This is a genomic window from Cyanobium sp. Alchichica 3B3-8F6, from assembly GCF_024346435.1.
GTDB lineage: Bacteria > Cyanobacteriota > Cyanobacteriia > PCC-6307 > Cyanobiaceae > Cyanobium_A.
On record NZ_JAGQCZ010000010.1, the window covers coordinates 73,292 to 95,808 of the forward strand.

At 65.0% G+C, this 22,517-nt stretch carries 28 protein-coding genes, 1 tRNA gene and 1 pseudogene; 19 read left to right on the forward strand and 11 right to left on the reverse strand.

The genetic code is table 11. The features are described 5' to 3' along the window. Window positions 1–135: 135 nt before the first annotated feature. Window positions 136–957 carry an ABC transporter permease gene (locus tag KBY65_RS09670; RefSeq protein ID WP_255001473.1) on the reverse strand — a complete coding sequence of 274 codons (822 nt, stop codon included), beginning with the start codon at window positions 955–957 and terminating at the stop codon, window positions 136–138. 144 nt (window positions 958–1,101) lie between these two features. On the opposite strand from KBY65_RS09670, the gene KBY65_RS09675 reads away from it, so the two are divergent. The 8 genes and pseudogenes from KBY65_RS09675 (at window position 1,102) to KBY65_RS09710 (ending at window position 5,848) form a co-directional block, all read left to right on the forward strand. Then, complete coding sequence (locus KBY65_RS09675; RefSeq protein ID WP_094560676.1) at window positions 1,102–1,350, forward strand: CopG family transcriptional regulator; 249 nt, start codon at window positions 1,102–1,104, stop codon at window positions 1,348–1,350. Then, entirely contained in the window at window positions 1,347–1,802 is a 456-nt protein-coding gene (locus tag KBY65_RS09680; protein WP_233128602.1) for a TA system VapC family ribonuclease toxin, read from the forward strand. Before KBY65_RS09675 ends, KBY65_RS09680 begins: the two co-directional genes overlap by 4 nt. 81 nt (window positions 1,803–1,883) lie before the next feature. After that, complete coding sequence (locus KBY65_RS09685; protein WP_255001452.1) at window positions 1,884–2,132, forward strand: FitA-like ribbon-helix-helix domain-containing protein; 249 nt, start codon at window positions 1,884–1,886, stop codon at window positions 2,130–2,132. Next, entirely contained in the window at window positions 2,129–2,533 is a 405-nt protein-coding gene (locus tag KBY65_RS09690; RefSeq protein WP_255001453.1) for a type II toxin-antitoxin system VapC family toxin, read from the forward strand. The genes KBY65_RS09685 and KBY65_RS09690 overlap by 4 nt, the downstream gene beginning before the upstream one ends. Window positions 2,534–2,968: 435 nt before the next feature. After that, a pseudogene (locus tag KBY65_RS14075) lies at window positions 2,969–3,103 on the forward strand (prepilin-type N-terminal cleavage/methylation domain-containing protein); the annotation flags it as partial. A gap of 404 nt (window positions 3,104–3,507) precedes the next feature. Next, complete coding sequence (locus tag KBY65_RS09700; protein ID WP_255001454.1) at window positions 3,508–4,071, forward strand: hypothetical protein; 564 nt, start codon at window positions 3,508–3,510, stop codon at window positions 4,069–4,071. A 5-nt stretch (window positions 4,072–4,076) separates the two neighbouring features. Beyond that, window positions 4,077–4,649: a prepilin-type N-terminal cleavage/methylation domain-containing protein gene (locus KBY65_RS09705; protein WP_255001455.1), complete on the forward strand. Its 573-nt coding sequence runs from the start codon at window positions 4,077–4,079 to the stop codon at window positions 4,647–4,649. Next, on the forward strand, window positions 4,643–5,848 hold the full coding sequence (locus tag KBY65_RS09710; RefSeq protein ID WP_255001456.1) for a hypothetical protein: 1,206 nt from the start codon (window positions 4,643–4,645) through the stop codon (window positions 5,846–5,848). Before KBY65_RS09705 ends, KBY65_RS09710 begins: the two co-directional genes overlap by 7 nt. Before the next feature lie 7 nt (window positions 5,849–5,855). Here the strand turns inward: KBY65_RS09710 and KBY65_RS09715 are convergent, their stop codons facing one another. From KBY65_RS09715 to lepA, 5 genes are all read right to left on the reverse strand, one after another. Then, window positions 5,856–6,416 (reverse strand): prepilin-type N-terminal cleavage/methylation domain-containing protein, encoded by a 561-nt coding sequence (locus tag KBY65_RS09715; RefSeq protein WP_255001457.1) that lies wholly within the window; start codon window positions 6,414–6,416, stop codon window positions 5,856–5,858. After that, complete coding sequence (locus tag KBY65_RS09720; protein ID WP_254987597.1) at window positions 6,413–6,937, reverse strand: GspH/FimT family pseudopilin; 525 nt, start codon at window positions 6,935–6,937, stop codon at window positions 6,413–6,415. Before KBY65_RS09720 ends, KBY65_RS09715 begins: the two co-directional genes overlap by 4 nt. Then, complete coding sequence (locus KBY65_RS09725; RefSeq protein ID WP_094560522.1) at window positions 6,924–7,352, reverse strand: hypothetical protein; 429 nt, start codon at window positions 7,350–7,352, stop codon at window positions 6,924–6,926. Before KBY65_RS09725 ends, KBY65_RS09720 begins: the two co-directional genes overlap by 14 nt. Then, window positions 7,349–7,813 carry a hypothetical protein gene (locus tag KBY65_RS09730; protein WP_094560524.1) on the reverse strand — a complete coding sequence of 155 codons (465 nt, stop codon included), beginning with the start codon at window positions 7,811–7,813 and terminating at the stop codon, window positions 7,349–7,351. The genes KBY65_RS09725 and KBY65_RS09730 overlap by 4 nt, the downstream gene beginning before the upstream one ends. 161 nt (window positions 7,814–7,974) lie before the next feature. Continuing rightward, window positions 7,975–9,783 (reverse strand): translation elongation factor 4, encoded by a 1,809-nt coding sequence (lepA, locus tag KBY65_RS09735; protein WP_094560526.1) that lies wholly within the window; start codon window positions 9,781–9,783, stop codon window positions 7,975–7,977. 76 nt (window positions 9,784–9,859) lie between these two features. On the opposite strand from lepA, the gene KBY65_RS09740 reads away from it, so the two are divergent. The 5 genes from KBY65_RS09740 (at window position 9,860) to KBY65_RS09760 (ending at window position 15,400) form a co-directional block, all read left to right on the forward strand. Continuing rightward, complete coding sequence (locus KBY65_RS09740) at window positions 9,860–10,144, forward strand: NifU family protein (RefSeq protein WP_094560528.1); 285 nt, start codon at window positions 9,860–9,862, stop codon at window positions 10,142–10,144. A 38-nt stretch (window positions 10,145–10,182) separates the two neighbouring features. Continuing rightward, window positions 10,183–11,460 (forward strand): serine--tRNA ligase, encoded by a 1,278-nt coding sequence (gene serS / locus KBY65_RS09745; RefSeq protein WP_094560530.1) that lies wholly within the window; start codon window positions 10,183–10,185, stop codon window positions 11,458–11,460. Between the two features lie 153 nt (window positions 11,461–11,613). Next, window positions 11,614–12,702 carry an RIP metalloprotease RseP gene (gene rseP, locus KBY65_RS09750; protein ID WP_094560532.1) on the forward strand — a complete coding sequence of 363 codons (1,089 nt, stop codon included), beginning with the start codon at window positions 11,614–11,616 and terminating at the stop codon, window positions 12,700–12,702. Window positions 12,703–12,775: 73 nt separating this feature from the next. Next, on the forward strand, window positions 12,776–13,078 hold the full coding sequence (gene rpsN / locus KBY65_RS09755) for a 30S ribosomal protein S14 (RefSeq protein ID WP_094560534.1): 303 nt from the start codon (window positions 12,776–12,778) through the stop codon (window positions 13,076–13,078). A 189-nt stretch (window positions 13,079–13,267) separates the two neighbouring features. After that, window positions 13,268–15,400, forward strand: a complete 2,133-nt coding sequence (locus KBY65_RS09760) for a polyribonucleotide nucleotidyltransferase (RefSeq protein ID WP_094560536.1) — start codon at window positions 13,268–13,270, stop codon at window positions 15,398–15,400. 15 nt (window positions 15,401–15,415) lie between these two features. On the opposite strand, the gene KBY65_RS09765 is transcribed toward KBY65_RS09760, so the two are convergent. Then, window positions 15,416–16,351 (reverse strand): 3'(2'),5'-bisphosphate nucleotidase CysQ, encoded by a 936-nt coding sequence (locus tag KBY65_RS09765; protein ID WP_094560538.1) that lies wholly within the window; start codon window positions 16,349–16,351, stop codon window positions 15,416–15,418. Between KBY65_RS09765 and rsmI the strand changes: the two genes are divergently transcribed. Next, window positions 16,350–17,273, forward strand: coding sequence for a 16S rRNA (cytidine(1402)-2'-O)-methyltransferase (rsmI, locus tag KBY65_RS09770; protein WP_094560682.1), 924 nt, complete (start codon window positions 16,350–16,352; stop codon window positions 17,271–17,273). The genes KBY65_RS09765 and rsmI overlap by 2 nt on opposite strands. A 69-nt stretch (window positions 17,274–17,342) precedes the next feature. Then, window positions 17,343–17,585: a hypothetical protein gene (locus KBY65_RS09775; protein WP_094560540.1), complete on the forward strand. Its 243-nt coding sequence runs from the start codon at window positions 17,343–17,345 to the stop codon at window positions 17,583–17,585. Here KBY65_RS09775 and KBY65_RS09780 read toward each other — a convergent pair. Beyond that, window positions 17,564–18,325 (reverse strand): hypothetical protein, encoded by a 762-nt coding sequence (locus tag KBY65_RS09780; RefSeq protein WP_255001459.1) that lies wholly within the window; start codon window positions 18,323–18,325, stop codon window positions 17,564–17,566. The two genes, KBY65_RS09775 and KBY65_RS09780, sit on opposite strands and share 22 nt — an antisense overlap. Before the next feature lie 126 nt (window positions 18,326–18,451). Between KBY65_RS09780 and KBY65_RS09785 the strand changes: the two genes are divergently transcribed. Both KBY65_RS09785 and KBY65_RS09790 read left to right on the forward strand, forming a co-directional pair. Beyond that, window positions 18,452–18,525, forward strand: a tRNA-Arg gene (locus tag KBY65_RS09785). Window positions 18,526–18,640: 115 nt separating this feature from the next. Continuing rightward, complete coding sequence (locus KBY65_RS09790; protein WP_094560544.1) at window positions 18,641–19,027, forward strand: hypothetical protein; 387 nt, start codon at window positions 18,641–18,643, stop codon at window positions 19,025–19,027. A 131-nt stretch (window positions 19,028–19,158) separates the two neighbouring features. On the opposite strand, the gene KBY65_RS09795 is transcribed toward KBY65_RS09790, so the two are convergent. From KBY65_RS09795 to KBY65_RS09805, 3 genes are all read right to left on the reverse strand, one after another. Beyond that, window positions 19,159–20,160 carry an STAS-like domain-containing protein gene (locus KBY65_RS09795; protein ID WP_255001460.1) on the reverse strand — a complete coding sequence of 334 codons (1,002 nt, stop codon included), beginning with the start codon at window positions 20,158–20,160 and terminating at the stop codon, window positions 19,159–19,161. Window positions 20,161–20,433: 273 nt separating this feature from the next. Continuing rightward, window positions 20,434–20,739 carry a hypothetical protein gene (locus KBY65_RS09800; RefSeq protein WP_094560684.1) on the reverse strand — a complete coding sequence of 102 codons (306 nt, stop codon included), beginning with the start codon at window positions 20,737–20,739 and terminating at the stop codon, window positions 20,434–20,436. Window positions 20,740–21,031: 292 nt separating this feature from the next. After that, complete coding sequence (locus KBY65_RS09805; RefSeq protein ID WP_255001461.1) at window positions 21,032–21,730, reverse strand: sigma-70 family RNA polymerase sigma factor; 699 nt, start codon at window positions 21,728–21,730, stop codon at window positions 21,032–21,034. A gap of 147 nt (window positions 21,731–21,877) precedes the next feature. Between KBY65_RS09805 and KBY65_RS09810 the strand changes: the two genes are divergently transcribed. Together KBY65_RS09810 and KBY65_RS09815 are read left to right on the forward strand one after the other, a co-directional pair. Then, complete coding sequence (locus KBY65_RS09810; RefSeq protein WP_255001464.1) at window positions 21,878–22,126, forward strand: type II toxin-antitoxin system HicB family antitoxin; 249 nt, start codon at window positions 21,878–21,880, stop codon at window positions 22,124–22,126. Window positions 22,127–22,218: 92 nt separating this feature from the next. Further along, complete coding sequence (locus KBY65_RS09815) at window positions 22,219–22,431, forward strand: hypothetical protein (RefSeq protein ID WP_094560550.1); 213 nt, start codon at window positions 22,219–22,221, stop codon at window positions 22,429–22,431. The last annotated feature ends 86 nt before the right edge of the window (window positions 22,432–22,517 follow it).

A 22,517-nucleotide genomic window follows, 5' to 3' on the forward strand; every position in this document is an offset into this window, starting at 1 on the left:
AAACTCGCCGCTCGCGGAGGGGCTGGTCAGGAGGCAAGGAGAATCGGCAACTTGGGTTTGTTCAACAGAACGTTCAACAAACCCAAAAGCGCTGAGCGAGCAGTGCGCCCGGCAGCTGCGCCCCTGAAGTCGGCTTCAGGATCCCGCCCGCTGGCCGTCGGCCCCACTCAGCCAGCTCTCCAGGCCCTCCCCCAGAAACGACAGGCCGAGCACCAGCACAAACAGGGCCAAGCCGGGATAGAGGGCGGTCCACCAGATGCCGGTGGGCAGAGCGGTGAGGGCCTGCTGCAGATCGCCGCCCCACTCGGGGATGGTTTCGGGCAAGCCCAGGCCGAGGAAGCCGAGGCCGCCCAGCACCAACACCGCATCGGCGGCGTTGAGGGTGAGCAGCACCGGCACCGACGTGATCACGTTGCGCAGCATGTAGCGGCGCAGGATCCAGAGCGGGCCCGCCCCGAGCGACTGGGCCGCCTCCACAAACAACTCCGCCTTCACCTGAGCCGTTTGGTTGCGCACCACCCGGAAGTATTGGGGGATATAGACGACGCACAGCGCGGCAGCGGCATTGGGCAGGCCGCGGCCCAACAGAAACGCCAGCACCACCGAGAGCAGCAGCACCGGCAGGGTGTAGAGGGTGTCCATCAGCAGCACCAGCACCCGATCGACCCAGCCGCCCAGGTAGCCGCTCACCATGCCCAGCGGCACGCCGATCACCAGGGCGATCACCAGGGCCAGCAGCACCACCTGCAGGGCCACGCCGCTGCCGGCCAGGGTGCGCACGCACACATCACGGCCCAATCGATCGGTGCCGCACCAGTGGGCCAGCGACGGCGGCGCATAGATAGGGTTCTGCAGGCCGGCGTTGGGATCCGCCAACCAGCCGATGTGCACCAGCAGCGGCGTCAGCAGGGCCACCAGGGCATAGAGCACCACGATCGCCAGCCCCCAACGGGCCATGCGGCCCGAAAGGCTGGTGGCGCGGCGAAGGGCAAAGCCTGCAAACAAGAGGTGCGCCAATGGCGGTGGGCACCAGTTGAGCAGAGATGGGGCTGCAGCGCCACGGCGATCAGATCTATTTTGATGTTTGATGCCAGGCACCAAATGCGCACCACCCTGCGGCTGGATGACGACGTGCTCTCGGCTGCCCGGGTTCTGGCTCGGGAACGGCGCCAATCCATCGGCAGCGTGATCAGCCAATTGCTGCGCAGCGCCTTAACCACGCCAGTGCCAGCGGATCTCGCCAGAGCACCTCAGGAACACCGCAATGGCTTTCCGTTGCTGCCCCTCCAGCCCACCGGAGGCCCGGTGGATCTCGATCTGGTCAACAGCCTGCGGGAGGACGGCGAGTGATCCCGGTCGCCCTGCTCGACGCAAACGTGCTGATCGCCTTGATCGACCCCAGGCATGTGCATCACGACAGCTCCCATCGCTGGTTTTCGAGCCGGGGAGAGGCCGATTGGGCCAGTTGTGCCGTGACCCAAAACGCCGTACTGCGCATCGTGGGGCATCCGCGATACCCCAATTCCCCGGGATCACCGGCGGTGGTGAGTCGGATTTTGCAGGAGCTCGTCTCCCATCCCCAGCATCAGTTCTGGGCGGAGGCCCCGAGCTTGCTGGGCCTGGGGCATGTCAACCCATCGGCCCTGGTGGAATCGGGCCAAATCACCGATACCTTTTTGCTGGCTTTGGCGGTTCAAAAAGGAGGGGTGCTGGCCAGCCTCGACAGACGCCTCAGCACCTTCGCCGTGGCGGGCGGACAAGGCGCCCTTGAGCTGATTCCCACCGACGCAGCGCCCCCTTAACCTCCGCCCATGGCCAGCGCATAACGCATGCATGATGCATGCATATCCACTACAATCGGCATTCACCTTCCTCGGGTAGCGATGCCCTCACTCCAGATTCGCGACCTGCCCGAGCCATTGCATCGCCTGCTGCAGCGGCGGGCCCGTGCCCACAAGCGCAGCCTGAGCCAGCAAGCGCTGGCCGATCTGGAAACCATGGCGGGCGGCGATCAGCGCCAGCGTCGCCAACTGACCCTGGAGCGGATCCAGCAGCGCTGGAAGCAGCGCTTGCCCCTACAGTGGACCCAGTCACCGGAAGATCTCATCCGGGCCGACCGTGACCGCGGATGACAGCACCCTCCCTCGCCACCTGCGTGCTGGATGCATCAGCGGTGGTGAGGCTGATTACGGGCGATCCGGAGGCATCCCAATGGGCGCAGCACATCGAACGAGCCCCGTTGGTGCTTGCGCCTGAACTGATGCTGAGCGAAGTTGCCAACACGCTCTGGAAACTGCATCGCACCGGCCACCTCAGTGCACAGGATCCCCAGGAGCTGCTGGCCGACGCCCGCGATCTGATGGACCAAATCGAACCGGATCGTCACCTCCAGGTGGAAGCTCTGGCCCTCGCCTGCCATCTCGACCACCCCGTTTATGACTGCCTCTACTTGGCCCTGGCCAGGCGAGAAGCAGCGCTGCTTCTGACGGCTGATCAGCGACTGCAAAAGCTTGCCAGCAAGGTTCTGCCGTAACGCGGCCCCCTCCTAACCTCCGCCCATGGCCAGCGCCCGTTCCTGCGCAGCGAGCTGGAGCTGGAGCTGATCCGCGCTGAGCCCTGGAATCTGCTGCTGCTCGATTAGACCCTGCCGATGCTCACCGGCGTTGACGGCATCGAAGACCGGGTGAACGCCCTGGATGCCGGTGCCGACGACTACCGGGTGAATCCTTCTCGTTCGAGAAGCTGCTGGACCGGTTGCGGGCCCTGCAAACGGCGCCATTGCAACAGCTGCCAATTGGCCGCCAGCAGGAACGTGGGCTGGAAGCAGGGTCGTTGCGAAGGGCGGGTCAGAAACGATGGCCAAGCAAATTCTCAGACAGATCTCAGCAGACCCTGTAGACCGGGAAAGACACTCCGGCGATACTGCAGGAATCCAACCCACGGACCCATGACCAGCTCCACACGTCTGATGCAGCAGAAGCTTCTGCTCAACCGCCTGATCACCAAACAAGACCGCAAGGGCCTGGCCCAGGGCTTCACCCTGATCGAACTGATGATCGTGGTGGCGATCATCGGCATTCTTTCTGCTGTGGCGATTCCTCAGTTTTTAGGGGTGCGGGATCGGGCAGCAGCGTCCGCCAAGGTAGGTGAACTGGTTGGACTCGCAAAAGAATGTGCAGTGGGGCAAGTTACTGGGGTAGAGCAGACCCTTGGACTTGGAGCCAGCGGCATTGTCCCCACCGCAAAATGTGATGGCAAGCAAGATGTTTTACTTCCGACCGCAGCACTCTCCCCTGCAGCCCCGGCTGGAGTTAAATGCCTTGCAGATGACAAATCTTCAGGGAAGACAATAGCAACTATTACCGTCAAGCAAGACGGCTCCATGGCATGCGCCTGGAGCTAACAGGGCAAAAGAACGAAAGAAGAAATAGGACAAACTTAACCAGCTTTACTTAGCCCTAAGTAGCGGCCATGTTCCAAAGTTAATTCTGCGAATCAAGGCCAATCATGTCCACTCATCACTGGCAACGCAAATTCCTGCTCCTGAAGGCAAACAAGCCCCAGGAGCAGGGTTTCATTCTGGCCCTGGTGGTGACCAACTCGGTGGGCACGCTCACGCAATCGGGCAAGAGCTTCAGCAAAAGCCGCGAGCGCGATGCGATCAGCGCCCTGATCGCCAAAGATCTCGAAGGCCTGCGGGCCACAGCGTTCAACTACGTGCGCTGCGATCCATCCCCCCAGCCCAATGAGCCAGCCGGTTGCCCCACGGCCCGCGAAAATTCCTTTGCTGATGGGCAGATCACCTTCGTTCCGGATGTGACCCGCTGCAGGGCAGGCACCCTGGCCGAAGGCCTGGCATCCACCGACACTGCCTTGGGCGGCACCTCCACCCTGGCCATTCCCCCAACCCTCTCAGGAGTGAGCCTTCGGGGGGTGAGCATCTCGCGCACGGTGAGCGCGACGGGCAACGAGCTCGCGGTGAAATACAGCTCGCTTTCCTCGGAATCCGGCAACAGCCCGGTGTATCAACAGGCGATCATCGTGCCGGAATCCACCGGCTGGTGTCCCTGAGGCCAATGCGATCCCGCAACAGCCAAGGCTTCACCCTGGTTGAGCTGATGCTGGTGGTGGTGCTGATGGGCTTCACCAGCGTGGTCGGACTGAGCAGCTACTACCGCTTCATGAATGATGCTCGCCTCAATTCAGGCGGCAAAGCTATCGCTGGCGGGCTCGATCAAATACGGCGCATGGCCATCCAAAATTCCAAAACCTGCACCGTGCAAATCAATCCCGCCAGCGGCACATTGGAGCTGGTCACGGATCCCACCCTGGGAAACTGCGATTTTCAGGATCCTCCACGGCCCTTCACCTTCAATCTGCAAGAGCAGGTGGGACAAGGCGAAATCGTGCAGCTCTGCGCCAGATTGATGAATCCCAGCGCGGAGTTCACACCCTGCAGCAGCTCGTCATCCGGCAGCGCGCTGACAGTGCGCTACACACCGCGCGGCACCACGCCCGACAATGCTCTGATTGAGCTGCACAGCACCAAACAAAGCCACAACCGCTGCATCGCGGTGCTATCACCGCTTGGCCTGATCCGGCTAGGACGCGTGCTCAACGACCGCTGCGACTGGACTAGTGCATGGTGATCACCACACCACGGCAAGCTGAGGGGTTCACGCTTCCAGAACTGCTGATAGCAGGCTTCATCAGCGGCTTGCTGGTGGTGGGAGCTGGTCAAATCATGCTGAGCCAGATGCGCACCGATGAGCGCATGGAGGCAGCCGAACGCCAGAAAAGCGAGTGGTCGCGAGCCTCATCTTTCATCGAAGCTGAAGCCGCTCTCAGCCAGCAGGTGATCACCACTGCCAGCAAGGTGAACATTCCCAGCAGTTGTGGCTTTCAAACGGACCAATTCCGCGCGGCTCTGGATCTCCGCCGTGATCTGCCATTGGTGATCTATGGGGTGAAGCCCAGTGTGAGCGGCTCTCTACCGAGCCATGCGCTGTGGCGCTGCGGCCCGGTGATCACGGCCGAAGGCCGCTACGATTCCTCCCAGCCAATCCAGCTCGCCATGATGGTGGATGGGCTGGATGGTGACGCCATTGGGAATGGCTTTGCAGCCAGTAGCAGCGACAGCAAATCATTCACATTTAACCTGGCTCTGAAAGGCCTTTCAACCCGTGCCTACAGCCAGGATGCGGGCGTTCACTCCCGCGTCAACCCTCTCTATCCACGCCCCGGTGAAGGCAGCTTGTGCGGGGGCGGCATGTACAACTGGGCCGTGGGATCAACCACTGGCGCAGACACCCTCAGCGTTCCCATTGGTGCACTCACCAGCGAAGACGAAGTGCTGATGTGCGGCAAAGGTGGTGGCGACACGATCCCCGGCTCCAATGTAAACGACATTCTGGAATGTGGCGATGGCGGAATCAATGGCATTGATGCCTGCACAGCCTATGGAATGGGTGGCAGCGATCGCTTGGTGGGCAGCAATCAAAACGACACGCTTTACGGAGACAGTCCTACAAACACTGGTATTACTGACACCCGAAACGAACTCGTTGGCCGTGGTGGCGACGACACGCTCTATGGCGGCCAAGGCCAAAACCTCTACCTTCCTGGCCCCGGCAACGACACCGTGATTGGCGGCTCTGGCCTCGATGTGGTGTTTTTCAAAGGGAATCGCAGCGAATACTCCCTCTCCGCTGGTTGCTCCAAAAGCAGCTGCATCGTGACCGACAACGCAGCAGCCAGCGCCGATGGCACCCGCCCGGAAGGCACCAACACGCTGTCTGGCGTAGAGATCCTGATCTTCAAGGACGCCCGCATCGACCTCGATCCCTGAGTCGCCTTCAGGCACCCCGCAGCAGCGCCACCGGCAACTCACTGCGCAGCTGCCCGCCATCGGCCCAGCTCTGCTGCACCTGCAGCTGCAGCACCCCATCGGCGCCGGGCTCAGCCCGAAAGCCATCGCTGTTGGCCAGGGCATCAAGCACCACCCGGTTTTGGGCCGCGCCGCTGCCCAGTTCGCCATGGAGTCCATAGGCCGGCCCGCAGCGCATCAGCACCCGCCCGCGCCAGATCGGCTCGGCGGGTTTGCCCAGCGAGTAGGTGATCGGTCCGGCAGCGGTGGCCAGATGCAGCACCACCGTGCGCCCGGCCAGATTGCAGGCCGGCGGCAGCACCGCCGGATCAGCCTGGCCTTGGGCCTGCAGCAGATCGCCCCGCACCAGCTCCAGCGTGCGCCGGGCCACCACCCGCTCGCGCAGCAACCGGCCCAGCCGCTGGCCGTTGCTGCCTTCCGCCAGCATGGCCTGCAGCAGCCCGCCGGTGAGGCCGCAGCCGATCACCAGGGCCAGCAACAACTCCACCAGGGAAAACCCCTGGGATTGAGCAAGACACTTGTGGGTCATAACGCCCCATCGGCAAGGCAGGCGCTGCTGCTGGGCGTGCCATCCGCCGGGCCGCTATAGCGCCCCAGCCGCACCACCCCCAGGGGCAACGACAGCACCAGGCAACGCCGCAGCTCGATGCCCTCAGCAGCGATCAGCACCGTGCCGCCATCCAGCACCAGTCCGTTGCTGCTGAATCGCAGGGCCGCAGGCAGGTTGTGCCGCAGCTCCACGCCGGCTTGGTGCTCCTGCTCCGCGCCATCGCTGATTCCACAGGCCGGCAAGCTGCCGCCACTGGGCTCACGCCAGCCCGAGGGTCCAAGCGCCAGGGCGCAGGGCTGGCCGTGGCGCGCGGCCGCCTGGCGTGCTTGCTCAAGGCCCAGGGCCAGCCGGCGGCTGGTCGACTCCACCCGCATCAGCGCCAGGCTGCGCTGGCCCGAGCCAACACTCATCGCGGCCAGGATTCCCAACACCGCCATCGCCACCAACACCTCCGGCAGGCTGAAGCCAGCGTGTGCGGTGCGGCTGTCAAAGCGTGGCATCGGTCTGCTCCTCAGTTGGGGGCTCAGTTGTGGGCGCCATTGAGCCGCACAGGCCATAGGCCGCCGGGCTGAGCCAGCGCTGCCGCTGCCCCACCTCCGCCGCAGTGATCTGCACGCGCACCAGGGCGCCGGGTTCGGCGCTCACCACACGGCTCAACCCTGCCCCCAGAGGCTGGGATTGCAGATGGGCGGCCAGCCAGCGGGCGGCATCCACGCAGTCGGCCGCCACGGGCTCGGCCGCCATGGCCGTCAGCCGGGCCTGACTGCCCAGCAGGGCGATCTCCAGCTGCCCGAGTTGCTGCTGACGCTGCTCCGCCGCCGCCGCTGAGCTGGTGCCGCTGGCCCAGAGCTGCAGGGAGCAACTCGACGAGACCACCAGAATCACCGACGCCACCAGGGTTTCCACCAGGTTCATGACGCCCCCGCCGCGGCGGAGCGACCCCGCAAGCCGAGTTCCCGCAGCGCCACCAACTGCGGGGGCGCCAGTCCCTCAGCGGCCGCCTGACGCATCAATTCCAGGGCAAACGCCGCCTGCAGCGGGCGCGGCTGCTCGGCACTGGCCAGCAGCTCCAGCGTGGCCACCGCCTGGCCCCGCTGCGGAGCCCCGGCCTCAGCGGCGTCCTGCCAAGTGGGGCCCTCAACCCGCACCAGCCGGTAGGCCACCGGGCCCACCTGGCCTGTCTCGCCCACCCGGGCGGCGAGTTGATCAACGCTGCGGGGATCCGCCAGCAGGTGCTGGGCCGCCGACATCAGCCCATCCTCGGCCTGGCGCAGCCGCTGGCCCGCACTCACCTGGCTGCGGGATTGGAGTGCCGCCGCCTGCAGCGACAGGCTGCTGAGCATCAACAGCAGGGAGGCGGCAGTGGACAGCGGCAACAGAAAGCCATCTTGCGCCGGTCGAGAGCGAGGGCCAAAGCAAAAGCAAGGGCCAAAGCAAAACCGTGGTCGCAAGCGCGGTAACGGGGCCATCGGGGCACCTGTTTGACAACGACCCGTTCAGCATTCCCACAGCCCCCACGGCCGCCCATCAGGGGGAGCTACTGATTCAGCTTGAGCACTGCCATGAAGGCCTCCTGGGGCACCTCCACCTTGCCCATCGCCTTCATCCGCTTCTTGCCCTTGGCCTGCTTCTGCAGCAGCTTCTTCTTGCGCGAGATGTCGCCGCCGTAGCACTTGGCGAGCACGTCCTTGCGCATCGCGCTGATGCTTTCGGAGGCGATCACGCGGCTGCCGATCGAGGCCTGGATGGGGATCTTGAACTGCTGGCGAGGAATCAGTTCTTTCAGCTTCTCCACCAGGCCCTTGCCCACGTTGTAGGCCTTATCGCGGTGCACGATCGTGGTAAGTGGATCGGCCTTTTCAGCATTAATCAGCACATCGAGGCGCACCAGCTCGTTTTTGCGGTAGCCGATCAGGCTGTATTCCATCGAGGCGTAGCCCTTGGTGCGCGATTTCATCTGGTCGAAGAAATCGGTCACCACCTCAGCCAGCGGCATCTCGTAGTGGAGCGTCACCCGATCGGTGGTGATGTATTTCATGTCGATGAATTCACCGCGCCGCTCCTGGCACAGCTCCATCAAGGTGCCGTTGTAGGTGTTGGGGGTGTAGATCTCGAGCTTCACATAGGGCTCTTCGATCGATTCGCGCTTCTGCGGATCGGGCAGGGTGGCGGGGTTGTCCACCATCAAGGTGCTGCCATCGAGCATGTTCACCTGATAGATCACCGACGGCGCGGTGACGATCAGATCGAGGTTGTATTCCCGCTCGAGCCGCTCCTGCACGATCTCCATGTGCAGCAGGCCCAAAAAGCCGCAGCGGAAGCCGAAGCCCATGGCGCTGCTGGTTTCGGGCTCGTATTTGAGCGCCGCATCGGAGAGCTGCAGCTTGTCGAGGGCTTCGCGCAGATCGGGGTATTGGTCGGCGTCGGTGGGAAACAGGCCGCAGAACACCATCGGCTTGGCCTCGGTGTATCCGGGCAAGGGCTCGGCAGCGGGATTGGACATCAAGGTGATCGTGTCGCCCACGCGGGCATCGGCCACGGCCTTGATGGAAGCGGCGAGATAGCCCACCTCGCCGGCGTGAAGCGACTCCACCTGGCGCTGATCAGGCGCCATCACGCCCACCTCATCGAGCTCGTAGGTTTTCTTGGACGCCATCAGCAGCACCTTGTCGCGCTTGCTGATCGAGCCGGATATCACCCGGAAATACACAATCACGCCCCGGTAGGGGTCGTAATAGGAATCGAAAATCAGCGCCCGCAGCGGCTCAGCCACCTTGTCGGGTGGGGGCGGCACCCGATCCACCACGGCCTGCAGGATCTCGGGCACACCGAGGCCGGTTTTGGCGGAGCAATGGATGGCGTTGGAGCAATCGAGGCCGATGATCGCTTCGATTTCTTCGGCAATGCGCTCGGGATCGGCTCCCGGCAGGTCGATCTTGTTGAGAACGGGAATGATCTCGAGATCGTTGGCTAGGGCCAGATACACGTTGGCCAGGGTTTGGGCTTCCACACCCTGGGACGCATCCACCACCAGCAGGGCCCCTTCGCAGGCCTGCAGGGAACGGCTCACTTCATATGAGAAGTCAACGTGGCCGGGAGTGTCGATCAGGTTGAGGATGTAGGGCTCGCCATCGGCTGCCGTGTACTCCATGCGCGCGGCCTGGAGCTTGATGGTGATGCCGCGTTCACGTTCCAGCTCCATGTTGTCGAGGAACTGCTCCTGCATGTCGCGGGCAGCGACGGTGCCTGTGTCCTGCAGCAGCCGGTCGGCCAGGGTGGATTTCCCATGGTCGATGTGGGCGATGATGCAGAAATTTCGGATCCGTTGAACGGGAACGTCTGTCATGGCAGCGATCCTAGGGAGAGGCCCTGCCGCCGCGATCCATTCCTAAGCTCCTTGGTATCGCCCCCAACCCTTAGCCATGACAACAGAAACCACGGCACCCGAAAACGCCACCCCCAGCAGCGCCGACCCCCACGCCCTCACGATTGAAAACGTGGAGCGCACCCTCGATGAGCTGCGCCCGTACCTGATGGCCGATGGCGGCAACGTGGAAGTAGTGGAGATCGACGGGCCGATCGTGAAGGTGCGGCTCCAGGGCGCCTGCGGCTCCTGCCCCAGCAGCACCATGACCCTCAAGATGGGCATCGAGCGCAAGCTGCGCGAGGCCATCCCCGAGGTGAGCGAAGTGGTGCAAGTGCTGTGAACCTTGCCCCGTAGGCTCGGTTTACTTGCCTTGGGTCTGTGCTGGATCAGCGCCTGCTGCGCGACAACCCCGAGCTGATCACGCAGCAGCTCGGGCGGCGCGGCATGACGCTCGACCTCGGCCCGCTGCAGCAGATCGCCCGCCAGGAGCGCGATCTCGAAGAACAGCGCAGCGGCCTGCAGGCTGAGGGCAACCGCATCGGCAAGGCCGTAGGGCAGCTGATCCAGGGTGGAGGCGACCCAAAAGGTCCAGAGGTGCAGGCCCTGCGCGACCAGGGCAATGCCATCAAGCATCAGGTGGCCAGCATCGAGGAGCAGGAGAAAGCCCTCGAGCTTCAGCTGCGCGAGGCCCTCGCCGCCCTGCCCAACCTGCCCTCGCCCGACGCGCCCGACGGCCGCGTGGAGGCCGACAACGTGGAGATCAAGCGCTGGGGCAGCCCCCGCGTGGAAGCGGGGCTCGAGGAGCACTGGCAGATCGGCGAGCGGCTGGGGCTGTTTGAAACCGAGCGCTCGGTGCGCATCGCCCAGAGCCGCTTCATCACCCTGATGGGCGCTGGCGCCCGGCTAGAGCGGGCCCTGATCAGCTTCATGCTCGATCTGCACGCCAGCAAGGGCTACCAGGAGGTGATGCCGCCGATCCTGGTGAACTCCGCCAGCCTCACCGGCTCGGGCCAGCTGCCCAAATTCGCCGAAGAGAGCTTCCGCTGCGCCGACGACGACCTCTGGCTCACCCCCACCGCCGAGGTGCCGCTCACCTCCCTCCATCGCGATGAGGTGATCCCCGCCGAGCAGTTGCCGCTCAAATACGCCGCCTACACCCCCTGCTTCCGCCGCGAAGCCGGCTCCTACGGCCGCGACACCCGCGGCCTGATCCGCCTGCACCAGTTCAACAAGGTGGAGCTCTACTGGTTCTGCCATCCCGAGGAGTCCGCCGCCGCCCACCAACAGATCACCGCCGACGCGGAAGCCGTGCTGGAAGGTCTCGAGCTTCCTTACCGCAAGATCGAGCTCTGCACCGGGGATCTGGGCTTCTCCGCCGCCCGCACCTACGACCTCGAGGTGTGGCTGCCCGGCGCCGGCGCCTACCGCGAGATCTCCAGCTGCTCGGTGTGCAACGACTTCCAGGCCCGCCGCGCCGCCATCCGCTACAAGCAGGGCAAGGGCACCCACCTGGTGCACACCCTCAACGGCTCCGGCCTGGCCATCGGCCGCACCATGGCCGCCCTGCTCGAAACCGGGCAGCAACCCGATGGCAGTGTGAAACTCCCCGCCGCCCTGGTGCCCTACTTCGGGAGCGCCAGGATCAGCGCAGGGTGAAGCTGGGGGCCAAACTCGCGGATCTCCCGTCTGGGCTGCCCGAATTCCGTACAGGCTGTACTGAAGTCTGGAGGCCCCACGGAGAGGAACCAGCCCCAAAAACGGCTGGCACCCCAAACCCACCACAATGAAGGCCTTCACAGCAGGGCCTGAATGGGCGTTCTCACAGCACTGGCGATCCTGGCGGGGTTGATCGTGGTGCACGAGGCGGGGCACTTTTTTGCCGCCACCTGGCAGGGCATCCGGGTCAGCAGCTTCTCGATCGGCTTCGGGCCGGTGCTGCTGGAGCGCCAGCGCCGCGGCGTGCAATTCGCCCTACGCGCCATTCCGCTGGGCGGCTTCGTGGCCTTCCCCGATGACGACGACGACAGCCCCATCCCCAAAAACGACCCCAACCTGCTCTCCAACCGGCCCTTACCCCAGCGCGCCCTGGTGATCGCCGCCGGGGTGATGGCCAACCTGCTGCTCGCCTATGCCGTGCTGCTGGGCCAGGGCCTGGTGCTCGGCATCCCCGCCGGCTTCAGCGCCAGCCCCGGCGTGCTGGTGAGCGGCGTGCAGCCTGGACAGGCCGCCGCCGCCGCCGGCCTCCAACCTGGTGATCGCCTGATGCGCCTCGATGGCCAGCCCCTCGGCGGCGGCCAGAGCGGCGTGGCCGCCCTGGTGGAGCGGATCAAGGCCGCCCCTGACCAAACCCTGCGCCTCGATGCCGAGCGCAACGGTCAGACCGTGGCCATGCAGCTCACCCCCGCCGACCTCGGCGGCGTAGGCCGCATCGGCGCCCAGCTGCAACCCAACGGCAGCGAGGCCTTCCGCCCCGCCCGCAATCCGCTTGAGCCCTTCCGCCAGGCCAACCACGACTTCGTCGCCCTCACCAGCCGCACCGTGGAGGGTTTCGTCACCCTCGCCACCCACTTCGGCGAAACCGCCAGCCAGGTGAGCGGCCCGGTGAAAATCGTCGAGATGGGGGCATCGCTGGCCAAACAGGGCGGCAGCAGCCTGTTCATCTTCACCGCCCTGATCTCGATCAACCTGGCAGTGCTCAATGCCCTGCCACTGCCCCTGCTCGATGGCGGTCAGTTTGTGTTGCTGCTGCTCGAGGGCGTGCGCGGCAAACCCCTACCCGAGCGTTTCCAGATGGCCTTCATGCAGTCGGGCTTTGTGTTCCTGGTGGGCCTGAGCGTGGTGCTGATCGTCAAGGACACCTCCCAGCTGCCGGCGGTGCAGCAGCTGCTGGGGCGCTGATCTCGCCCCAACCCGGAGCCCGACCCCCGCACGGTAAGCTCGGCACCACCTACCCGATCGCAGCCCAGGCCGCATGGCGAAGAAGTCGATGATTGCGCGCGATGTGAAGCGCAAGAAAATAGTGCAGCAGTTTGCTGCCAAGCGTGCTGCCCTCAAGGCCGCCTTCGACGCCGCTGCCGATCCGATGGAGCGGCTGGAAATCCACCGCAAAATCCAGGCGCTGCCCCGCAACAGCGCCCCCACCCGCGTGCGCAACCGCTGCTGGGCCACCGGCAAGCCCCGTGGTGTGTACCGCGATTTCGGCCTGTGCCGCAACCAGCTGCGTGAGCGCGCTCACAAGGGTGAGCTGCCCGGCGTGGTCAAGTCCTCCTGGTGATCCGGAGCGGGCAGGCATCGGCATCGAAATCCGAATTGCCTCTCCCCCATCCAATCCCCCAAGGCGCCTAAGGGCGCCTTTTTTTGTGCTGCCGCCAACGGCCCAAACGCGAGAAAAAGCAAAGGAATCCGCAGCAGCTAGAGGCCGAATGCGAGAATGGCTCTTGACAACAACAGGACATAAGCCCAAGTGCAAGGACAAACTCAGTCGATCTCCTTCGATGGTCGGGAGATCCGGCTGACCACCGGTCGGTTTGCCCCCCAGGCCGGGGGCTCGGTGATGGTCGAATGTGGTGATACCTCCGTTTTGGTTACCGCCACCCGCTCAGGCGGCCGCGAAGGCATCGATTTTCTGCCCCTGATCTGCGACTACGAAGAGCGGTTGTATGCAGCCGGTCGCATCCCCGGCAGCTTCTTCCGCCGTGAGGCTCGTCCCCCCGAGCGGGCGATCCTCACCTGCCGGCTGATCGATCGGCCGATGCGGCCGCTGTTCCCCAGCTGGATGCGCGACGACATCCAGATCGTGGCCACCTGCCTCTCCCTCGATGAGCGGGTACCGCCCGATGTGCTCGCCGTGACCGGCGCCTCGATGGCCACCCTGCTGGCCAAGATCCCCTTCCACGGCCCCATGGCTGCGGTGCGGGTGGGTCTGCTGGGCGACGACTTCGTGCTTAACCCCAGCTTCCGCGAGATCGAGCGCAGCGAGCTGGACCTGGTGGTGGCCGGCACGCCCGAGGGCGTGATCATGGTGGAAGCCGGAGCGAACCAGCTGCCCGAGCAGGACGTGATCGAAGCAATCGACTTCGGCTACGAAGCGGTGTGCGAGTTGATCAAGGCCCAGCAAAACCTGCTGAAGGAGCTGGGCATCGAGCAGGTGATCCCCGAGGCCCAGGTGGTCGACGCCACCCTGCCCAGCTTCCTCGAGAAGGAATGCGCCAAAGGCATCGGTGAGGTGCTCAAGCAGTTCTCCCAAACCAAGCCCGAGCGCGACGAGAAACTCGACGCGATCAAGGCTGAGGTGAGCGAGAAGATCGCCGCCCTCGCCGAGGACGACCCGATCCGCTCGGCGGCCAGCGGCAAGGCCCTGGGCAACAGCTACAAGAGCCTCACCAAGAAGCTGATGCGCGAGCAGATCCTGAAGGACGGCAAGCGCGTCGACGGCCGCAACCTCGACGAGGTGCGCACGATCAGCGCCGCCGCCGGCGTGCTGCCCAAGCGCGTGCACGGCTCAGCCCTGTTCCAGCGCGGCCTCACCCAGGTGCTCTCCTGCGCCACCCTCGGCACCCCGAGCGACGCCCAGGAGATGGACGACCTCAACCCGTCCACCGAGAAGCACTACCTGCACCACTACAACTTCCCGCCCTACTCCACCGGCGAAACCAAGCCGATGCGCTCCCCCGGCCGCCGCGAAATCGGCCACGGCGCCCTGGCTGAGCGGGCGATCGTGCCGGTGCTGCCCAGCAAGGAGTCCTTCCCCTACGTGCTGCGCGTGGTGTCGGAGTGCCTCAGCTCCAACGGCTCCACCTCGATGGGCTCGGTGTGCGGCAGCACCCTGGCGCTGATGGATGCGGGCGTGCCCCTCAAGGCTCCGGTGAGCGGCGCCGCCATGGGCCTGATCAAGGAGGGCAAAGAGGTGCGCATCCTCACCGACATCCAGGGCATCGAGGACTTCCTCGGCGACATGGACTTCAAGGTGGCTGGCACCGAGAAGGGCATCACTGCCCTGCAGATGGATATGAAGATCACGGGCCTCGACGTGAAAACCGTGGCCGAAGCCGTCAACCAGGCCCGCCCTGCCCGCCTGCACATCCTCGAGAAGATGCTCGAGGCGATCGACAAGCCCCGCGACACCATGTCGCCCCACGCCCCGCGCCTGCTCAGCTTCCGGATTGATCCGGAGCTGATTGGCACCGTGATCGGCCCCGGCGGCCGCACGATCAAGGGCATCACCGAGCGCACCAACACCAAGATCGACATCGAAGATGGCGGCATCGTCACGATCGCCAGCCACGACGGCGCCGCGGCCGAAGAGGCCCAGCGCATCATCGAAGGCCTCACCCGTCGCATCAGCGAAGGCGAGGTGTTCACCGGTGGCGTCACCCGGGTGATCCCGATCGGTGCCTTCGTGGAAATCCTGCCCGGCAAGGAAGGGATGATCCACATCTCCCAGCTTTCCGAAGCCCGGGTAGAGAAGGTGGAAGACGTGGTCAACGTGGGCGATCAGGTGACCGTGCGCGTGCGCGAAATCGACAACCGCGGCCGCATCAACCTCACCCTGCGCGGTGTGCCCCAATCCGAATCCGAAGCGCCGGTGCCGGCCTGAGGCCCCGAGGCCAACTCAGACGACAAAGCCCGGATCAATCGTGGCCATCGTCGCGGCCGCCCTTGCGCACAACGCGCCATGGGCGGTCCCGTGGCTGGCGATCAGGCAACCTGCCTGACGCACGTCGCCGCTGTTGTAGGCCAACGGCCGTCCATCGGCATGGCTGAAGGCCCCACCGGCGGCGCGCAGCACCGCTTCCGGGGCCGCCATGTCCCAGTCCTTCGGGGCACTCTTGCCAGACAGGGAGATGTAAAGGTCGGTCTCGCCGCGCAGGATCGTGGCCACCTTGCCGCCCACGCTGCCGATTGCCTTGGTGTCGCCTAGGGCTAAGGCCTCTAGGAGCTGCTCGAGGCGCGCGTCGCGGTGGTTGCGGCTGGCCACCAGCACCAGCTCGCCCAGGGCGTGGCGGCCGCTGAACCGCACGGGCGAGCGCACACCAGCGCGGTTTTCACACCAAGCCTCACCGCTGGCCCCAGTGAGGGCGGGCATCACGCCCAGCCACAACTCCTCCATCACCGGCAGCAGCACCACCCCCAGCACCGGTTCGCCGCGGTGCACCAGCGCCAGATGCACGGCGTATTCGCCGGTGCCCTGCAGGAAGTCTTTGGTGCCATCGAGGGGATCGAGGATCCACAGCCACTCGGTTGCCAAGGGCTGGCCGTCGGTGAGTTGCTCCTTGGCGGTCTCCTCGCTGAGCACGGTCCAGTCGGCGGCGGGGAAAGCCGCCGCCAGGCCATCCAGCAGCCAGCGGTTCACCGCCAGATCCGCCGCGCTCACCGGGCCCTCGCCCCCCTCGTCCACGCTCAGGGCCCGGGGAAAACCGTAGGGGGGCTGCTCGCCGCGGCCATAGGCCAGCAGGATGTCGGCGGCCCCCCAGCTCAGCCGCCGCAGCTCACCCAGCAGCACCTCCAAGGTGATGCCCGAGGGCAAGGGCAGGGCAGCCGGCATCATGGTGGGGCAGGGATCAGCATTGTGCAGGAGCGAGCCCCGAGCCGTGCAAGCCACCGAACCGGCCCCCGGCGTGCTCTACCTGGTGGGCACCCCAATCGGCAACCTGGGCGACCTGTCGCCCCGCGCCCGGCAGGTGCTGGCCGGCGTGAGCCGCATCGCCTGTGAGGACACGCGCCGCAGCGGTTTACTGCTGCACCAGCTGGGGCTACGCCAGAAGGACCAGGGGCCCAGGCTGGTGAGCTTCCATGCCCACAACCAAACCGCCCGCATCCCCGAGCTGCTCGCCGCCCTGGCCGCAGGCGAGGCGCTGGCCGTGATCAGTGATGCCGGTCTGCCGGGCATCTCCGATCCCGGCGAGGCGCTGGTGGCGGCCGCCCGCAACGCCGGCCATGGGGTGATCTGCGTTCCTGGCCCCAGCGCCGTGACCACGGCCCTGGTGAGCAGCGGCCTACCCAGCGGGCGCTTCTGCTTTGAGGGCTTCCTGCCGCCCAAGGCCAACCAGCGGCGCCAGCGGCTGCAGGAGCTCGCCGGCGAGCAGCGCACCCTGGTGCTGTTTGAAGCACCGCACCGGCTGCTGGATCTGCTCAACGATCTGCTGGCGGTGCTGGGCGATCGGCCCCTGCGCGTCGCCCGCGAACTCACCAAGAAGCACGAGGAGCAGGTGGGCCCCACGGTGGTGGCGGCCCGCGAGCATTTCCGGCGCACGCCACCCCAGGGGGAATGCACCCTGGTGCTGGGCGGCGCCGAGCCGCCAGCGCCGCCCAGTTGGGACGCCGCCAGCCTCACGGCCGAGCTTGAGGCCCTGCAACAGGCGGGCCACAGCAGCAATGCCGCCGCCAAGCTGCTGGCCGAACGCACCGGCCACAGCAAACGCGAGCTCTACGCTCTGTTGCATCAGACGCCGCCAGGCCCCAACAGCTGACGCCGCAACCCTGACCCGTCAGACTTCTGCGCAGTTCCAGCTCCGGATCGGCCGATCCCGGATCCCCTGATGGCCGTGCGCCTGCGTCTGCTTCTGGCCAGCCTGCTGGGCGGCAGCCTGCTGCTGGCGATTCTCTGCCTCGGCGCCCAAAACCTCGATCAGCGCCCCAGCCTCAACCTGGGGTTTGGCCGCAGCGCTCCATTGCCCGCCGGCTTCCTGGTGGGCATCGCCCTGGTGATCGGTGTGCTCAGCGGCGGCTGCAGCGCGGCGCTACTGGCTCCCCGCAGCGATCAGCTGCCCGGCAGGGAATAGAGGCTTCCCTCGATCACCACACGGCTGATGCCCTGGGCGATCAGGTAGGGGGCGGTGCGCTCCAGCACGCGGGTGTCGGGCACCTTGATCACCCGCTGGGTGCGGCCGCAGTGGCGCTTGGCCTGGCGCGGATTGGCAAACACCAACAGGGCCTGCCGGTCTTCTTCCCCATCGGGCAGCTGCCCCAACTCCGGGAACTCCTTGAGCGGCTTGGCCTGGAGCTCCACGGTTTTGTCCACCAGCATGTAGACGCTGGCGGGCAGCGGCGCCTCCGCCAGGGGCTGGCACTGGGCTGGCTCGCCGTGGTGGTTTCCCAGCAGCAACGGCACAGCCATGAACGACTCACTCGGATCGCTCGTGTCGTCATCGTCGAAGTCGAGGTGGGCGTCCGCTTCGGCTGCGTCGCTGGCGTCATCGCCGAAATCATCGGCATCGTCGATCGCCAACACCGCAGCCTCGTCGTCGTCGGCCCCCTTTGGCGGGCTATCTGGGAGATCTGGCGCGCTGACTTGAGGAAGGGGATCTGGCTTGGCGGGCTGCGGCACGGCCTTGGCGGCGCGGGGGGTGCGCAGCTGCTTGAGCTGCTCATATTCGGCCGGCTCGAGCGCGGCCTTCACCGCGCGGCTCACGGTGTTGGCACTACAGCCGTAGGCCTCCGCCAGCTCCGTGCTCCCCTCACCGGCGCGATAGCGCGCCACGATCTCGATTTTCTGGCTGGCGGAGAGCCGGGGGGCAGCCATGGGTCGAGCAATGCGCAGCTCGCCACTTTAGGCGGATTGCCCCAACTCCCCCAAAGGCAGCCAACGGCGGCGCTCAGGGGGTGGGCGGATATGACGTTGGGGCAGGTGCGCGATCATGAGATCGAAGCTCCCTTAGCTCAGCTGGATAGAGCAGCTGCCTTCTAAGCAGCCGGTCGTGTGTTCGAATCACACAGGGGGCGTTTCAGTCAGAGCCTGATTTTTTAGCCCAAAAGCCTTCCTGTCACAGGCTTTTGGGCTGACAGGCTTTGCCTGCTTCTGCTCGCCTGCGCCTGGCTGGAATCGCTCGACCAAGGGATGCGCCGCGACGCTTTGATCCCCTCAAGCGCCCAGGGTGCACCGCGCATCGCCACCGAGGTCTCGCTGGCGGCATCCCAGGCCTATGCGCTGTTGCAGAGCCAGGCGATCCAGAAGGCGTCGATGTTTTCTTCCCTGCTGGAGCACTGGTGCACCCTCACCGGTGAAGCCTTGCCACAGCGCGATGGTCCGGCGCTGCTGGTGGAGATCAGCCTGCTGGCGCCGCTGATGAGTTGCGCCAGCACCAGTTCCATCGAGTGGATCACTCAGCTGGAGCAGCTCGATCTGCTGGTGCCCAGCGCCTTGCTGGAGTGCTCCGCCATTCAGGAGCTGACGCAGACGCTGCGGCAACGGGTGGCAAAGAGAACCGCTGGTTGGCTGGCTTGATCCACGCGAGCGGCGGCTGTCACCGGTCGTGAAGTCCTGATCAGCTCAGCAGCAACCGCATCAAGCCACTGATGCGTTGATGACAAGAACTTGGGCCGCAACCAGCACCTCGTAACGAATGACCATGCTCTTCACCTGGAGGTCTCTAAAACATGAGCAATCATCTGGCTTACTTCCTTGTTGGCATTGAGGGGTACAAGCTCGACTTCTGGATGGGCGAGGGGGAAGACACGTAACACTTCATCGGCAAAAGCCTGGCCGATCAAGGCGACACCTTTGAAGTCGAGCACCACAGTTCTAAATTTTTCAAATCGGGCGATCAGGCGCTTGGCCTGCGACCTCGACACAAGATTGTCGTCGCCGTATTGGGCCAGGCGAACGGGCACAACGGTCTTCGTGAAACCAAAGTCATCACCAGTGGTGAACTGTTTGAAGACCTTGTTGACGGAACGAGACGTGTGATTGCCGAGTTCCATCCTGACGGCGGTGCCACCGCTAGCGTCGGTTTCGAGAATCCAGTCTTCAGGGGCTTTGGCCTGATGACTGAAGCTCACAGAGCCCGATGTGGTCGAAAAACAATCGAACATGCGCGAGCTGAAGAAGATGCCTTCTCCGGAATGGCGCTGTGGATCAGTGGTGAATTTACCCTTGGCCAGCTCCAACACGGCATGGCGTTCATCCAGAAGGCCAAGGGCTGCTTGGATCTTGTGGAAGATGCCAACACCGTCATCACGGATGCTCACCTCCGAAGTGGCTGCTGTCTTGGTGACGGCCACCGCGATGCTCCTGGCCTGGGCATGATCCAGCGCGTTGTTGAACATCTCCGTAAAGCCGTACTGCCAGATGCCCATCACGTTGGTGGCCAAGGGCTCGAGTTGCGGGCGGACGTCCCGCATCCAGATATCACCCTCATCGCCACTGGAGGCCACTTCATAGTGCTGCCGCCATGAGCTGAGCTGGGCCAGCGCATAGGTGCGGCTGCGGGTCTTGCCGGATTCGATCAGCGCCCCTACTTCCAACAGGCGTTGAATGTGGCGATGGATGGCCTGACGGGAACAGTCGAACTTCTCCGCCGCACGGCGGACGATGTCCGTGGGGTGCTTGGTCACATTGGCGACGATGAACGTGCGCACCTCCTCTCCACGACCTCGAATCGCTGGCAAGGCACCGCTCGATAGATGCCTAATTGTCAACCTAATAAGGCTGCATTGTCAACATCATTGTCAACCTCCGCTGGCTGACAGCCAAGGCAAGCTCAAGTCCCTGTCAGCGTTCTGGGGAGGGATGGCCAGCGACCGTTGGCTGGTCCCTTGAGGCGGAGCTAGGCGGCTGATGACCACCGGTCAGCTCGATGGCTGGATCGTGCAAAGCAGCCGGCAGCCGCTGCTACCGGCCGCATGTGCCGATCAGACCAGCAATGGCCTGCGCTCAGCTTCCAGCGTACAGCGCCGCAGCAACTCCTGCTTGGCCAGCAGCCGCTCATCGAGCTCATCCACCCGCGCCAGGCACTGGCGGATGGCGGGCAGCACCTCTTCTTCTAAGAGGGTGATTTCCTCTTCTCCATAGGGCTGCTCGATCCAGGTGCGGCGCAGCGGCAGATCGCGCCGCAGCATCAGCACCACCTCGATGGAACGGAGCGTGGATTCGAGCAGCAGGAACGGATCTTCCTCAGGACGGCAGAACGGTGAAGCGGTAGCTGAAAGAGAAGCCATGATTTTCTGCGCCATCTGGCGCAGCGAAGGGACTTCCCGAAGCCGAGGCATGACGCAGGAATGCCTCACACTGAGGAAGCCCGGAGCAAGCCACTGGTGGAGAACTCAGGGGATCAAGGTCAGGGGCTGTTTGGGTTGCAGCGGAATCCCTGAGCAGGCGTGAACGGGTGGAGCAAGGCCCGAAGTCCGGGCTGTTCAGCGCAGAGCTGGAATCCCCGAGCGGGAGCGAGTGGGTGGAAACGCGGAGCCTGTTCCCAGAACCTTCCGGCCACCAGGGGTGGCCAAAGGCCCCTCAGGCCTGGAGCTGCATACGCAGGGCCCCAAGGGCCTTTTTCTGGGCCCTTTGCACTGACATGGCGCTGATGCCGAGCTTCTGACCTGCATCTCGGAGGCTCAGGCCTTCAAGGATCGTGAGCCGCAGCGCTGCGGCCTGGGCGGCGGGGAGCTGCTCGACCAGCTGCTCCAGCGCCAGCCCATCGGCGCCATTGCCATCAGGTGCCTCGGGCTCTGGGGCGGCCAGCTGATCGAGCAGGCAGGGCTCGCCATCGGCCTGAGCATCGAGGCTGCTGTGGCCCAGAGGGCAATGACCTGCCTCGTGAACCTGCCTGGGCACCCGCACCAGGCGGACTCGATCACGCAGGTGATGCTGCAGGGCCCCGCTGATGCAGCGGCGGAGATAGGGAGCTGCAGGCTCGCCGGCGCGGCAGCTAGGAGATGAGAAAAGCAGGGCCTCCCGGGCCACCTGGATCAGATCTTCCCGATCAACGAGCGGGAAGAAGCGCCAGGCCACCTTGGCAGCGATGGCATCAGCCAGGGGCAGGTGCTCCAGCACAAGGGCATTGCGGGCCTTGAGGGCCGAGCGGCTGAGGGCCTTGGCTTGCTGCTTGCGGCGGGAGGGGGAAAGAGGAGAAGCCATCTGGGGGACGGCGGAGAACCCCACCCCCAACGGCCGGCCGCAGTGCCGTGGCAAGGACGCCCAGTAGGGGCGCATGGCCCGATCCTTGACACGGCGTGAGGACTGGACGAGGGAATGAGGTGGGTGTGTGCCGGGCCGGTGGCGATCCAATCCCCTCGTGGTCAGTGCTGCTGGCTGGCGCTCAGCAAAAGCCCCAGACTGGAAGCACGTCGCTCAACGCCGATGAGCACTGCAACAGCCCAACGACTCACGGCGATCCTTCACCGCGAGGAGGAGGAGGTAGTCGTGGCCGAGTGCCCGGAGGTGGGAACCGTGAGCCAGGGCGACACCGTGGAAGAGGCCCTGGCCAACCTGCGGGAGGCCACCGAGCTGTTCATGGAGGAGCTTCCCCAGCCGGTGCTGGTGGGGCCTGTGCTCACCGACGAGGCAGCGACCCTGGGCTGGATGCCGATTCAGTTCTGGCTGCCCTAGAGCAGTCGCTCTGAGCAGGGGCCGCCACTCTCCGGTGACCGCTAGCTAGGCCTGACAGAATGGATCAAGCCCTCTGACCTGGAGCGGGAGCGATGACGCAAGCCTTGTCGGCCGCGGTTGCAACTGCTGCCCAGCTTCCTGAAGAGGAACAGGATGCTCTGGCGGCGATCCTCCTAGAGGAAATGGAATCGGAAGAGCGCTGGAGCACACTCTTTGCCGACTCGCAGAATCTGCTGGAGCGGATGGCCAATGAAGCCATTCAGGATCTCCAGGCGGGCCGGGTTCAGCCCATCGACCAGTTGTAGTGAACTCGGTTACAACCGACCAGTTCCGACAGCTCTACATCCAGGCGCCCCTTGAGAGGAGGCGGAAAATCAGGCGCGCCTACCAA

Excerpts from the sequence above, each read along its gene's own strand:
- KBY65_RS09670 (WP_255001473.1), bottom strand. The coding sequence starts at position 957 with ATGGCCCGTTGGGGGCTGGCGATCGTGGTGCTCTATGCCCTGGTGGCC.
- KBY65_RS09675 (WP_094560676.1), top strand. The coding sequence starts at position 1,102 with ATGCGCACCACCCTGCGGCTGGATGACGACGTGCTCTCGGCTGCCCGG.
- KBY65_RS09685 (WP_255001452.1), top strand. The coding sequence starts at position 1,884 with ATGCCCTCACTCCAGATTCGCGACCTGCCCGAGCCATTGCATCGCCTG.
- KBY65_RS09690 (WP_255001453.1), top strand. The coding sequence starts at position 2,129 with ATGACAGCACCCTCCCTCGCCACCTGCGTGCTGGATGCATCAGCGGTG.
- KBY65_RS09700 (WP_255001454.1), top strand. The coding sequence starts at position 3,508 with ATGTCCACTCATCACTGGCAACGCAAATTCCTGCTCCTGAAGGCAAAC.
- KBY65_RS09705 (WP_255001455.1), top strand. The coding sequence starts at position 4,077 with ATGCGATCCCGCAACAGCCAAGGCTTCACCCTGGTTGAGCTGATGCTG.
- KBY65_RS09710 (WP_255001456.1), top strand. The coding sequence starts at position 4,643 with ATGGTGATCACCACACCACGGCAAGCTGAGGGGTTCACGCTTCCAGAA.
- KBY65_RS09715 (WP_255001457.1), bottom strand. The coding sequence starts at position 6,416 with ATGACCCACAAGTGTCTTGCTCAATCCCAGGGGTTTTCCCTGGTGGAG.
- KBY65_RS09720 (WP_254987597.1), bottom strand. The coding sequence starts at position 6,937 with ATGCCACGCTTTGACAGCCGCACCGCACACGCTGGCTTCAGCCTGCCG.
- KBY65_RS09725 (WP_094560522.1), bottom strand. The coding sequence starts at position 7,352 with ATGAACCTGGTGGAAACCCTGGTGGCGTCGGTGATTCTGGTGGTCTCG.
- lepA (WP_094560526.1), bottom strand. The coding sequence starts at position 9,783 with ATGACAGACGTTCCCGTTCAACGGATCCGAAATTTCTGCATCATCGCC.
- KBY65_RS09740 (WP_094560528.1), top strand. The coding sequence starts at position 9,860 with ATGACAACAGAAACCACGGCACCCGAAAACGCCACCCCCAGCAGCGCC.
- rseP (WP_094560532.1), top strand. The coding sequence starts at position 11,614 with ATGGGCGTTCTCACAGCACTGGCGATCCTGGCGGGGTTGATCGTGGTG.
- rpsN (WP_094560534.1), top strand. The coding sequence starts at position 12,776 with ATGGCGAAGAAGTCGATGATTGCGCGCGATGTGAAGCGCAAGAAAATA.
- rsmI (WP_094560682.1), top strand. The coding sequence starts at position 16,350 with ATGGTGGGGCAGGGATCAGCATTGTGCAGGAGCGAGCCCCGAGCCGTG.
- KBY65_RS09765 (WP_094560538.1), bottom strand. The coding sequence starts at position 16,351 with ATGATGCCGGCTGCCCTGCCCTTGCCCTCGGGCATCACCTTGGAGGTG.
- KBY65_RS09775 (WP_094560540.1), top strand. The coding sequence starts at position 17,343 with ATGGCCGTGCGCCTGCGTCTGCTTCTGGCCAGCCTGCTGGGCGGCAGC.
- KBY65_RS09780 (WP_255001459.1), bottom strand. The coding sequence starts at position 18,325 with ATGGCTGCCCCCCGGCTCTCCGCCAGCCAGAAAATCGAGATCGTGGCG.
- KBY65_RS09790 (WP_094560544.1), top strand. The coding sequence starts at position 18,641 with ATGCGCCGCGACGCTTTGATCCCCTCAAGCGCCCAGGGTGCACCGCGC.
- KBY65_RS09800 (WP_094560684.1), bottom strand. The coding sequence starts at position 20,739 with ATGGCTTCTCTTTCAGCTACCGCTTCACCGTTCTGCCGTCCTGAGGAA.
- KBY65_RS09805 (WP_255001461.1), bottom strand. The coding sequence starts at position 21,730 with ATGCGCCCCTACTGGGCGTCCTTGCCACGGCACTGCGGCCGGCCGTTG.
- KBY65_RS09810 (WP_255001464.1), top strand. The coding sequence starts at position 21,878 with ATGAGCACTGCAACAGCCCAACGACTCACGGCGATCCTTCACCGCGAG.
- KBY65_RS09815 (WP_094560550.1), top strand. The coding sequence starts at position 22,219 with ATGACGCAAGCCTTGTCGGCCGCGGTTGCAACTGCTGCCCAGCTTCCT.